14 protein-coding genes and 1 pseudogene are annotated in these 11324 nt (G+C 60.9%); 8 read left to right on the top strand and 7 right to left on the bottom strand.

From position 1 onward, the window contains the following. Positions 1 to 230: pseudogene (locus tag VL003_RS00605) on the top strand (3-deoxy-D-manno-octulosonic acid transferase); the annotation flags it as partial. Between the two features lie 21 nt (positions 231 to 251). Here the strand turns inward: VL003_RS00605 and galU are convergent. The 4 genes from galU to VL003_RS00585 all read right to left on the bottom strand — a co-directional run bounded on the left by galU (position 252) and on the right by VL003_RS00585 (position 3097). After that, on the bottom strand, positions 252 to 1082 hold the full coding sequence (galU, locus tag VL003_RS00600) for a UTP--glucose-1-phosphate uridylyltransferase GalU (RefSeq protein WP_325438532.1): 831 nt from the start codon (positions 1080 to 1082) through the stop codon (positions 252 to 254). A gap of 68 nt (positions 1083 to 1150) precedes the next feature. Then, entirely contained in the window at positions 1151 to 1327 is a 177-nt protein-coding gene (locus VL003_RS00595; RefSeq protein ID WP_325438530.1) for a hypothetical protein, read from the bottom strand. A gap of 25 nt (positions 1328 to 1352) precedes the next feature. Continuing rightward, entirely contained in the window at positions 1353 to 2198 is an 846-nt protein-coding gene (locus VL003_RS00590; RefSeq protein ID WP_325438528.1) for a type III pantothenate kinase, read from the bottom strand. After that, positions 2195 to 3097, bottom strand: coding sequence for a biotin--[acetyl-CoA-carboxylase] ligase (locus tag VL003_RS00585; protein WP_325438526.1), 903 nt, complete (start codon positions 3095 to 3097; stop codon positions 2195 to 2197). The genes VL003_RS00590 and VL003_RS00585 overlap by 4 nt, the downstream gene beginning before the upstream one ends. Before the next feature lie 88 nt (positions 3098 to 3185). Here VL003_RS00585 and VL003_RS00580 point away from each other — a divergent pair, with 88 nt between their 5' ends. The 5 genes from VL003_RS00580 to lipB all read left to right on the top strand — a co-directional run bounded on the left by VL003_RS00580 (position 3186) and on the right by lipB (position 7026). Continuing rightward, positions 3186 to 3821: an alpha/beta hydrolase gene (locus VL003_RS00580; protein WP_325438524.1), complete on the top strand. Its 636-nt coding sequence runs from the start codon at positions 3186 to 3188 to the stop codon at positions 3819 to 3821. Between the two features lie 93 nt (positions 3822 to 3914). Then, positions 3915 to 5150, top strand: coding sequence for a D-alanyl-D-alanine carboxypeptidase family protein (locus VL003_RS00575; RefSeq protein WP_325438522.1), 1236 nt, complete (start codon positions 3915 to 3917; stop codon positions 5148 to 5150). A gap of 64 nt (positions 5151 to 5214) precedes the next feature. Then, positions 5215 to 6072, top strand: coding sequence for a D-amino acid aminotransferase (locus VL003_RS00570; protein ID WP_325438520.1), 858 nt, complete (start codon positions 5215 to 5217; stop codon positions 6070 to 6072). Positions 6073 to 6082: 10 nt separating this feature from the next. Beyond that, on the top strand, positions 6083 to 6370 hold the full coding sequence (locus tag VL003_RS00565; RefSeq protein ID WP_325438518.1) for a DUF493 family protein: 288 nt from the start codon (positions 6083 to 6085) through the stop codon (positions 6368 to 6370). Next, positions 6370 to 7026: a lipoyl(octanoyl) transferase LipB gene (gene lipB / locus VL003_RS00560; protein ID WP_325438516.1), complete on the top strand. Its 657-nt coding sequence runs from the start codon at positions 6370 to 6372 to the stop codon at positions 7024 to 7026. The genes VL003_RS00565 and lipB overlap by 1 nt, the downstream gene beginning before the upstream one ends. Here the strand turns inward: lipB and VL003_RS00555 are convergent. Genes VL003_RS00555 through VL003_RS00545 form a run of 3 tightly spaced genes read right to left on the bottom strand, consistent with a single transcriptional unit; the run spans position 7018 to position 9122 of the window. Beyond that, a complete protein-coding gene (locus VL003_RS00555; RefSeq protein ID WP_325438514.1) occupies positions 7018 to 7521 on the bottom strand; it encodes a TPM domain-containing protein in 504 nt (167 codons plus the stop codon). The two genes, lipB and VL003_RS00555, sit on opposite strands and share 9 nt — an antisense overlap. 45 nt (positions 7522 to 7566) lie before the next feature. Beyond that, positions 7567 to 8499 carry a TPM domain-containing protein gene (locus VL003_RS00550; RefSeq protein ID WP_325438512.1) on the bottom strand — a complete coding sequence of 311 codons (933 nt, stop codon included), beginning with the start codon at positions 8497 to 8499 and terminating at the stop codon, positions 7567 to 7569. Between the two features lie 11 nt (positions 8500 to 8510). Continuing rightward, complete coding sequence (locus VL003_RS00545; protein WP_325438510.1) at positions 8511 to 9122, bottom strand: LemA family protein; 612 nt, start codon at positions 9120 to 9122, stop codon at positions 8511 to 8513. A 217-nt stretch (positions 9123 to 9339) separates the two neighbouring features. Between VL003_RS00545 and VL003_RS00540 the strand changes: the two genes are divergently transcribed. Continuing rightward, on the top strand, positions 9340 to 10707 hold the full coding sequence (locus tag VL003_RS00540) for a DEAD/DEAH box helicase (protein ID WP_325438508.1): 1368 nt from the start codon (positions 9340 to 9342) through the stop codon (positions 10705 to 10707). 108 nt (positions 10708 to 10815) lie between these two features. Next, on the top strand, positions 10816 to 11324 hold a 509-nt coding region (locus VL003_RS00535; RefSeq protein WP_325438506.1), incomplete at its 3' end, for a GTP-binding protein.

Below are 11324 nucleotides of genomic sequence, written 5' to 3'. Positions count from 1 at the left end.
CCGATCTTTTCGAGCAGGCCGCTGCCGATGCAATACAAGAAGGTGCCGCCTTGCGCGCACCCGATGCCGACAGTGCCCTGCAATTGGCCTTGCATTTGCTTGACGACCCGCAACGGCTAAGCAAAATGGGCGAAGCCGGTGCCTACTGGGTCAAGCAGCACGCAGGCGCGGTGGAACGCGTGCTGATAGGCCTGAACGAACTGGCCGCCCACCGACGCCACGCCCCCTAGTGTGCATGGCGCCGCCGTGCGTTACATGCCGTGATATTTACGCCCCAGTTCTAGCGTGGCCCGATAAAAGCCTTCTTTGCTTCCGCAGTCGTATCGGGTGCCTTCGTATTCGTACCCGTATACGCCACGGTTCTTGAGCAAGCCCGCGATGCCGTCCGTCAATTGAATCTCGCCGCCGACTCCGGCCTGAGTCTGGCGCAGGAACTCAAAAATTTCGGGCTCAAGCACGTAACGCCCCACCACGGCCAACGTAGTGGGGGCTTCCTCGGGCTGCGGCTTTTCGACGATGCTTTCGACCCGCGTGGTTTTGTCGTTGATGCGCGTGCCGGCGATAATGCCGTACTTATTGGTTTGGCTGCGGTCAACATTATTGATACCCAGCACGCTACCGTTTTGCTGATGCGCCGCCTCGACCAGTTGTCGAGTAACAGGAACCTCTGCATCGATCAGGTCGTCGGCCAAAATAACCACGAAAGGCTCGTTACCCACGATGGGCGCAGCACACAAAACCGCGTGCCCCAAGCCCAGCGGCGCAGGCTGGCGGGTATAGATGCAGTTAACGTAAGACGGTATGACATTACGTACCGTTTCCAGCAGCTCGGTCTTATTTTTGGCGGCCAGATCGGCCTCAAGTTCGGGGGCGCTGTCAAAGTGGTCTTCGATGGCGCGCTTGTTGCGGCCCGTGATGAAAATAAGGTCGGTTACGCCCGCCGCAATGGCTTCCTCGACCGCATACTGAATGAGCGGCTTGTCAAAAATCGGCAGCATTTCTTTGGGCATGGCCTTGGTGGCCGGCAAAAACCGCGTGCCCATGCCCGCGACGGGAAACACAGCTTTACGAATAGGTTTCATGAGTTCCTGACGTTCTAGAAAAAGCGCTACGGGATTGTAACCGGGGCATGCCGCTGCTTTGCAGGCGGTTACCGCAGGTGCTGGGCGTTAAGCGTAGGCTCACCCAGGCGTACCGTATCGGAATTAATCGGCGGCAGTTTGATCGCAGAACGGCCCGCCTCGCTGGGCGGAACGCCGAAGTACCCCTGACCAAAGGCAAACAGGCCCAAGTTCACGACCATAATCAGTAAAACCAATAAGCGCATGACCATACCCCTTGTATTGCTGCCGTCAGTTTAAAGCGTTGCGCGCCAGGCATGCCAGGCCGTCGAGAACCGGGGCGTCCAGCAGGCGAACCGGCCTGGCAGCCAGGCCCTGGCTGCAAAAGGCTTGGTTCAGCAACCGCTGAACCTCGGCCTGCACCATGGGCCAGCCCCCACCCGAAACATACACTTCGGGCGGTGTCGCATCGTCGTCTGACGCAGCCATCCACTGACGCAGCAACGCCCCTGCCTGCGCCGCGGCCATGCCGGTAACGATGGCCTGGTGCGTGTGGGTCGGGTAAAGGGCGATGTCGCCCTGGGCTTGCGGCAAATTGGCCGTGCCTGTCGACAGCGAGGCCAACATCATGGCCGGCCCCGGCAGAATCAAACCGCCTCTAAAATCAAAAACGGTCGGTTCACCGGCATCGCCCTGGGCAGCAAGCCCCTGAGCCGGCCAAAGGGTGTCGATAGTAGTGGCGGTGCCAAATATTGCCAGCAATGCGCCGCAGGGCGCCGCGGCTTCAGCTTGCGTTCGCAAGCGTTCGTGCCAGGCCAGGCCCACCATGGCGGCCCAGCGGTCGGTCCCCAACTGCGCCGGGTCAAGGTAGCCGTTGCGTACGCCCAAAGCCGATCGGCCGGCCTGCAACCAGTCGATAGCGCAGCCAACCACGGCTTCCAGGGCGGTGGCCGCAGACGCCCCCGCCACATTGACGCCCAGGGCACGTGTGGGGCGCTGGGGCAAGCCCCGCAGCCATTGTCTGGCCACATCCAGTTCGGCAAGGGTAAAGGCGCAGCCGCTTGCAGCCCGCGTGCCGTCTTCCAGCAAGCGATCGAACTTGATCCGCGTATTGCCCGCATCGATGAGAAGGATCATGGCGCCTTCACCTTTGAAAGGCTGTCGGCCGGCCAGGGGCGCACCGAAACCTCGCCTACCGAAACAGGCACCACCTCGGGGCTGGTGTTGACCAGCAACTGGCCTTGCTCGTTAACGCCGCAAGCAATGCCCGAGTACAGAATATGCCCCTGATCCACGACATCAAGGTGCCGGCCCAGCAAATGATCGACCCCGGCATAGCGGGCCGGGAAGCCGCTTAGGCCGTCGCGCACCAGACCGGCCATGGCCTCGGACCAGGCACGAACAATGTGCAAGACAAGGGTGGCCGAGTCGGCATGCTGCGCTTGTTCATCGCATGCCGCAACCTCGGCCCAGTCGGCCACCGTCCGATTCAGCGACACGCTCAGGGCCCGTGCATCTTGTAAGTTAAGCCCCAGCCCCACGATGACCACGTGGTGATCGGCCGACGACCTGGCCGCACCGGACCGCGTGGCCTCAACAAGTATGCCGGCCAGTTTAGAAAACTTCCATTGCAGATCATTAGGCCATTTAAGCGTCAGCAACGGCCGGTTGGCCGGCTCAAGCAGGCCGCGCAAGGCTTCGCATGTGGCCACGCCCACAAGCGGCGAAACCGCAGCCAGCCGCTGTGCAGGCAGGAACACGTCGAAGGCGCACGAGAACATTAAATTGGCACCGGTGCGATTTTGCCAGGTGCGTCCCGCCCGGCCCCGCCCATTGTCCTGCAAATGCGCACCCAGCAGCCACGGTCGCGCGGGTTGAACGTCAGAACGCGCCAGCTCGAGCAGATCGGCATTGGTCGAGCCGGTGCGCTCAACCCAATCGACGTGACGAAAGCCGGGCAAGGCGGCACGCAGTCGCCCTGCCAAAGACAGCGGCGGGGGCAAGGACTGCGCAGAGAAAGTAAATGTTGATTCCAAGACGGTGCTCCGGGTGCCGTCCAGCGGCCACCAGGCGTATTGTAGTGAACGTCTACAATATTCCCATTCACCATTTTCTTTTCCATCCATGTCCGCACGCACCGAACACACCACATTCACCGGTCTGGCCGGCGACATCGACTGCGCCCTCGACTGGCCAAGCGACACTCCCCGAGGCTGGGCGCTGGTCCTGCATCCGCACCCCCTGCATGGCGGCGCTCGCGACAACAAAGTAGTTACCACCATCTCACGTAGTTGCGTGCAGCACGGCCTGTTGGCTGTGCGCCCGAACTTTCGCGGCGTAGGCGCGTCAAACGGCCAGTTCGACAATGCAAAGGGCGAAACCGCCGACATGCTTGAACTGGTCAAGCAATTCGAACAGCGCTATCCTGAGATCGCCTCGGGCCCGTGGGTACTGGGCGGCTTCTCGTTTGGCACGGCGGTGGCCGCGCAGTTGTATTCAAGCCTTACGGGCTCACGCCCCCAAGCCTTGATACTTACCGGCACGGCCGCCCAGCGGTTCACCTTTCTTGACATTGCATTGCCGGACGACACGCTGCTTGTACATGGCGAAACCGACGAGGTCGTGCCGCTGGATGAAGCCATGGATTTCGCTCGGCAACACGAACTACCCATGGTGGTCATTCCAGACGCCTCACATTTTTTTCATGGCAAGCTGCTGACACTTCGACAGTTGGTGCAGCAAAGGCTGGCCCTGCTTTAAGCGTTGAATTCCGGACGCCGCAGCAGGCCGGCTGCCTATAATGGTGCGCGACGCGCACTCCGTACTGAATATTGTTTTTTTACACGGCTATCAATGACACGCTTCTATACACGACCCCTGGCGACATATTCCCGACAACTGATCCTAAGCGTCGCACTGGCTTGCGCTCCAGCCCTGGCAAGCGCCCAGACAAACGCCACGCCGGCCACCACCGGGCCGGCTTCGGCATCAGAGGTCGTTATTGGTTCGGTCGCCGAGCTGTCCACCATACCTGCCCCCGCCGTGCCGGCCAAGGCCTGGCTGACGCTAGACGTCAACAGCGGTCAGGTAATAGGGGCCAACAACCCGGCCGAACGGGTCGAGCCCGCATCGCTGACCAAGATCATGGCGGCCTACGTCGTATTCGACGCCATTAAAGGCGGGCGACTGTCGCTCGATCAAGAGGTCAATGTCTCGGAAAAGGCCTGGCGCACCGAAGGTTCGCGCATGTTCATCGACGTCAATTCGCGCGTCACGGTCGACCAATTGCTGCAAGGCGTCATCGTACAGTCGGGCAATGACGCCACTGTGGCCCTTGCCGAAGCCGTTGCCGGCAGCGAAGCCGCCTTTGTGGCGCTGATGAACGAAGAAGCGCAGCGCCAGGGTCTGGCCGACACCCACTACACCAACTCGCCGGGCCTGCCCGACCCTCAGCACATCACCACGGTTCGCGATCTGGCCACGCTGGCCGCCAATCTGGTCAACGATTTTCCCGAGTTTTTGCATTACTACAGCCAAAAAGAATTTACCTACAACAAGATCAAGCAGCCTAACCGCAACCGCTTGCTGTGGGCCGATCCTACCGTAGACGGTCTCAAAACGGGACACACGTCGTCTGCCGGCTACTGCCTGGTTTCAACCGCACTGCGCGACGGCCGTCGGGTTGTGTCGGTACTGGTCGGCGCCCAAAACGATGCCGCGCGCACCGAAGCCAGCCTGAAGCTGCTGAACTGGAGCTACCAGAACTTCGACACCATCAAACTCTATGATCAAGGCCAGCCTGCGGTGCAGGCCCGCGTCTGGGAAGGCGAAAAAGAAACCGTTGATCTGGGCCAGACCACACCCATCTGGGTCACCGTGCCGCGCGGCAAGGGGCCCGAAGTCAAACCCATCGCCCGTTACACCCAGCCGCTGATTGCACCATTGACCAAGGGCAGCGAGGTAGGCGAAGTGTCACTGTCGCTCGACGGCAAAGTATTGCGCCAAGAGCCTTTGGCAGTCATGAGCGACGTGGCACAGGCAGGTTTCTTTGGCCGCATGTACGACAAAGTTCGTCTCATGCTGCAATAAAACGGCCCATCACGACACACCCCTTACCTTTATCAGCATTGCACTTGCGCCCAGGGCTCACCACATGATTTCCGACGTCGACGGCGACTGCGTCGTCTACCTGAATGGTCAATACTTGCGTTTGGCCGACGCCAAAATTTCCGTGCTCGATCGCGGCTTCATCTTTGGCGACGGCATATACGAGGTCGTGCCTTTTTACAAAGGCAAACCGTTTCGCATGGACGAACACCTGGGCCGGCTTGAACGCAGCCTGGCCTCCATCGGCATAGACCCGGGGTTCAGCCGCGACGATTGGCGTGCCTTGGTGACAGAAATGGCGGCGCGCACCGCGCATGCCTACTTCACCATTTACCTGCAGGTTACCCGGGGCCCCGCAAAGCGCGATCACGCTTTTCCAGAAGCACCCACGCCCACCGTGTTCTGCATGGCCTCGCCGTTCACGCCTCCCAGCGCACAGCAGCGCGAGCAGGGGCTTACCGCCATTTCGGTACCCGACGTTCGCTGGCTGCGCTGCGAGATCAAGTCGATCTCGTTGTTGGGCAATGTGCTGGCCAAACAACAAGCGGTCGAAGCGGGCGTCGACGAAGTCGTGCAGTTTCGCGACGGCTTCCTGACAGAAGGGGCATCGTGCAACGTCTGGGTGGTGCGCAACGGCGTACTGTTGGCACCCCCTTTGAATAACCTCATACTTGAAGGCGTACGTTACCGGTTTCTAGAGCAACTGGCCGCCCAAAAAGGCATTGCCTTCGAGGCTCGCAAAATTTCGCAAGACGAAGTCGCGCAAGCGGACGAAATCATGCTCAGCTCGGCCACCAAAGAGGTGCTTCCTGTGGTCCAGTACAACGGCAGGCCTGTGGGTTCCGGCAAGCCCGGCCCGATTTATGCTGCGCTACGCTCCGCTTACGATCAGATATTGGGTTGAACACATCGCCATGGTCACCACCCCACCCCCCATTCCACCCGAAGACTCTCTTATCGAGTACCCCTGCCAGTTTCCCATCAAGGTCATGGGAAAAAGCCACCCCGAGCTGGCCCAGCAGCTAACCGAAGTCGTATTGATTTTCGACCCCGGCTTTAATGCCGCCACGGTCGAAATGCGCCCCAGTTCGCGCGGCAACTATATTGGGCTGACCTTCACCGTGCAGGCCACCTCGCGCGAGCAGCTCGACGATCTATACCGCGCTCTGCACGGCCACCCCCTGGTGTCGGTAGTGCTGTAATGATCGTCGTGAAATGGTTGCCAGGGCCTGCACCATACCTGCCCGTGTGGCAAGCCATGCAGCAGTACACCGAAAAACGAGGCGCCGACTCATCAGACGAGATCTGGCTGGTTGAGCATGAACCGGTTTACACGCTGGGGCAGGCAGGCAAGCCCGAACATATTCTTAACAGCGGGTCGATTCCCATTGTGCGTTCCAATCGTGGCGGCCAGGTCACCTATCATGGCCCCGGCCAGGTGGTGGCCTACTGTCTGTTCGATCTGCGCCGCGCAGGCTTGTATGTAAAAGAATACGTCGCCCTGCTTGAAGACGTCATTATCGACCTGCTGGGCCACTATGGCTTGCACGGCGCCTGCCGAAAGCCCAATGCTCCGGGTGTTTATGTTCCTGTAAAAACGGAACCCGACGGCACGGAACTGGCCAAGATCGCCGCCCTGGGCATCAAGGTGCGCAACGGCTGCGCCTACCACGGCGCAGCGCTGAACGTAGATATGGATCTACGCCCTTTTTTGGATATCAACCCCTGCGGCTACGAAGGCCTGCGCACTACCGATCTGGCCGAGCAGGGTGTCACGACGACCGTGCGTCAAGCAGGCGATGAGCTTGCACGGCTGTTGGCAATGCGACTGGCTGCGGCCGCTTCGTGCTCAAAGTAGAACGGGCTTGTCGGACAACTCGTTGACATTGCTCGTGGCGTCTTGCGGGGGGCAATGCCGGGCGCAAATTTGCTCGATGTCCTCCACGGCGGCAAAAATCCCGTCAAGATACCTGCCTTCGGCCAGTTGCTGCTGCAGGCTCAGGCTTACCTTTTGCCATTGCTCAGGAGGCGCGGCAATGCCTCGGTCGGCGATCAGCTCGATGCGATGCCGATCAAGTGCCAGGTACAAGAGCACCCCGGTGTTGAGCGGGGTGTCCCACACGCGCAGTTTGCCGAAAACCTCGAGTGCGCGGGCATGGCTGTCGGGCTCGTGCGCCGGCGACACCGCCTCGATAGCCAGCATAAGCTCACCACTGTGCGTACGCTCGCATTCGCTGATGCGCTGGGCGATGCGTTCGAGTATGGCGGGGGTGAAGTGCCGTCTGCGCAGGATCTGTCCTTCGATCGTTGCCCACCCTGTCAGCTGCCGCCAGCCGCCGCTGTGTAAACCCACATCCATCTCCTGTAGTTAGCGCTTGCAGACGCGTGGTATTGCCGGCTACCAGCTACCCGAGGCGCCGCCGCCGCCACTGGAACCCCCGCCTCCGCCGAAGCCGCCGCCCCCGAATCCGCCCCCGCCGAAGCCGCCGTGATGGCCGCGCCCCGCGGAAATACCACCCATGGTGCCAATGGCGCCGCCCCGGCGCGAAGCGCTGGCACCGCTGCCACGGCCCACCCAAGATCGGCCCGCCAAGCTAAGAAGCAACGCTGCCATGCCACCCAGGACCGCAGCCACCACACTGTCGAATAGAAAATACGTGAACACCCCCACCGCCAGTACCGACAGGACCGGGGGCATCATGAGGGCCAGAAACAGCAGTACGACAATGGTGGCGAAGATGTCGTTGTTTTCCTGGCCGGCCGCCTCAGTTGCGGGCGGCAGGTCCTCGCCGTCGACCAGTCCGACCAGGCTGTTTACGCCCGCCTCAACCCCGCCCGCAAAATCGCCCTGCTGAAAGCGCGGCGCCACCTGCTCGCGGATAATGCGGCCTGCAAGCAGGTCGGGCACCGCCCCTTCAAGCCCGTAGCCGACCTCGATACGAAGGCGGCGATCATCTTTGGCGACGAGGAACAATATGCCGTCGTCAACGTCTGCACGGCCCAGCTTCCATTGTTCGAAGGCGCGCACAGCGTATTGCGCAATGTCTTCGTCACCAGTGGTAGGGATCATCAGCACCGCGATCTGGGCACCCTTGCGTTGCTCAAGCCCGGCCAGCGTCTGGGTAAGCCTGGCCTGGGTTTCGGCATCGAGTGTGCCGGTGGTGTCAGTGATGCGCTGCTGCAGCGCTGGTATGGGCTGCTCTTGCGCAAAAACAGAACCGGCCGACAGCAACCAGACAAAGACACAGGCCAGCCACCAAGTGCCCGCCGCAAGCCACCGCCTTGGTGATATACGGCCTGTGCGTGTCGGGGCGGCAAGATATGCGGACATGGCCGCGCCCCTTAATTGCCGGCCCGGGCCGGCACGTCGAACTTGACCTCTGGGTCGCGCATAATATCGGCCTGCCGCTCGACCCCATAGTTCTGAATCGGGTCATACCCAAAGACCTTGGCCGTGATCAGCGTCGGGAACTGGCGTATATACGTGTTATACGCCTGCACCGCCTGCACATAGCGCCCGCGCTCGGTGGCAATACGGTTTTCGGTGCCTTCAAGCTGAGTCATCAGATCCTGGAAAAGGCCGTCGCTTTTCAACTGCGGATAATTTTCAGAGACCGCCAGCAACCGCGACAGCGCCGAAGAAAGCTGGTCTTGCGCTTGTGCAAACCGGGCCATCAGTTCGGGGTTGTCCAGGTCGTCGACGTTGATTTGTATATTGCCTACTCGGGCACGCGCCTCGGTTACTTCGGTAAGCACCGTACGCTCTTGGGCCATGTAGGCATTAACCGAGTTGACCAGCTTGGGCACAAGCTCGGCACGGCGTTCGTATTGGTTAAGGGTTTGCGACCAGGCCGCCTTCACCTGTTCGTCGAGGCGCTGGATCTCGTTGTATCCACAGCCTGAAAGAATCATCGCCATGACCGGCGCCAAAAGCAAAAGCAAGAGTCGTTTCATATGACGCAAAGCCCAAAGTGATTCGGTAGATCAAAGTGTAAATCAGTAATCCGAAGTTTAGTACAGTACAATAGCGGATTCGCGTGCAACCAATCAGTACGCAGCAGCAAGCATTTTCTTTGCCTTGCCAATTCGGCCGCATCGGCCTCTTTACTATCCGTCCGCCTAGATTGGTGTCTCTCGACTCGAGCGATAGGCTGTCGCTGGAGTTGTTTTCTTGAATACCCAAATCCCTTTTGCCGCCCTCGGGCTGGCCGAACCCCTTTTGCGTGCCATCGCCGAGACCGGCTACACCACGCCCACCCCCATTCAGGCGCAGGCCATACCTCAGGTCATGAAAGGCGGCGACTTGCTGGCAGCCGCGCAAACCGGCACCGGCAAGACGGCCGGCTTCACCCTGCCCATACTTAATCGCCTGATTGAAGCGCCGCTTCAACAGGCCAGGCCCGGTCGCCCCCGCTGCCTGATCCTGACCCCTACTCGCGAACTGGCCGCACAGGTCGAAGAATCGGTACGCACCTATGGGAAGCACACGCCCGTGCGCTCGATGGTCATGTTTGGCGGCGTCAATATCAATCCTCAGATCAATGCGCTGCGCAAGCCTGTCGACATCCTGGTGGCGACGCCCGGCCGCCTGCTTGACCACGCCCAGCAAAAAACCGTTGACCTGTCGGGTGTCGAGATTCTGGTGCTGGACGAGGCCGACCGCATGCTCGACATGGGCTTTATTCGCGACATCCGCCGGGTGCTTGCCTTGCTGCCCAAGAAGCGTCAGAACCTGCTCTTCTCGGCCACGTTCTCGGATGAAATCCGGGAGCTCGCCCGTGGTGTGCTCGACAACCCCGCCGAAATCTCCGTGGCCCGTCGCAACACCGCTTCAGAACTCGTGACACAAAGCCTGATCATGACGGAGCAGGCCCACAAACGCGACCTGCTCAGCCACATCATCCGTGAAAGCGGCTGGCACCAGGTACTGGTATTTACTCGCACCAAGCACGGCGCCAACCGCCTGGCCGAAAAGCTGGTCAAAGACGGCCTGACCGCCGCCGCCATCCACGGCAACAAAAGCCAGGCAGCACGCACCCGCGCACTGAGCGGCTTCAAGGACGGTAAAGTGGCCGTACTGGTGGCCACCGATATCGCCGCACGCGGCATCGACATTGATCAGCTTCCCAACGTTGTCAACTTCGAACTGCCCAACGTGCCTGAAGACTACGTACATCGCATCGGGCGCACCGGACGTGCCGGCAGCGAAGGCACCGCCTTGTCGCTGGTGGACCGTACCGAGATCAAGTATCTGAACGCCATCGAAAAACTCATCAAGCGCACCATCGATCGCAAGACCATCGAAGGCTGGACACCGCCTGCCGGTAGCGCCGAAGCATTTGCCGACGACGAACGTGAGGCCCGTCCGCCACGTCGCAGCAGCGGCCATGCCCGGCCGCAAGGTCAGGCCCGCAAACCTGCGCCGGGTGAAGCCGGCCGTCGTGGGGGCCCTCGCGGTTCGGGCCAGGGTCGCTCCGAAAGACCTGCCCGCTCGGGCAACTCGTCTGCCGGTGCGCGACGCAACACGGCACGCGCCTAAGTCTCCTATATGCGCCCCGGGCCGGCCGGCCCGGGGCGCCGGCGCCGATCAACCCAGGTAAAATTTTCACGCTGCCCGCTTGAGCCGGGCTCCTTAACACGCTACCCGATGACCATAGCCAACGAAGTCGCCCGTCGACGCACTTTCGCCATCATCTCCCACCCCGACGCGGGTAAAACCACCCTGACCGAAAAGCTGCTGCTGTTCGCAGGGGCCATTCAAATCGCCGGCAGCGTCAAGGCTCGCAAGGCCAGTCGCCACGCCTCGTCAGACTGGATGGAAATTGAAAAGCAACGCGGCATCTCGGTGGCTTCGTCGGTAATGCAGATGGAATACCGCGATTGTGTGATCAACCTGCTTGACACCCCCGGCCACCAGGACTTTTCGGAAGACACCTACCGGGTGCTGACAGCCGTGGACGCGGCATTGATGGTGCTGGACGCCGCCAACGGTGTCGAGCCGCAGACAATACGCCTGCTTCAAGTCTGCCGGGCACGCAACACCCCCATCATCACCTTCGTCAACAAGCTGGACCGCGAGGTTCAAGAGCCGCTGAACCTGCTTTCCGAGATCGAATCGCACCTTGGCATGGACACCGTCCCGCTGTCGTGGCCGGT

Source organism: Pusillimonas sp., assembly GCF_035515275.1.
In the GTDB taxonomy this organism is placed as follows: Bacteria; Pseudomonadota; Gammaproteobacteria; order Burkholderiales; family Burkholderiaceae_B; genus Pusillimonas.
This window is presented reverse-complemented; position numbering and strand designations above follow the sequence as displayed.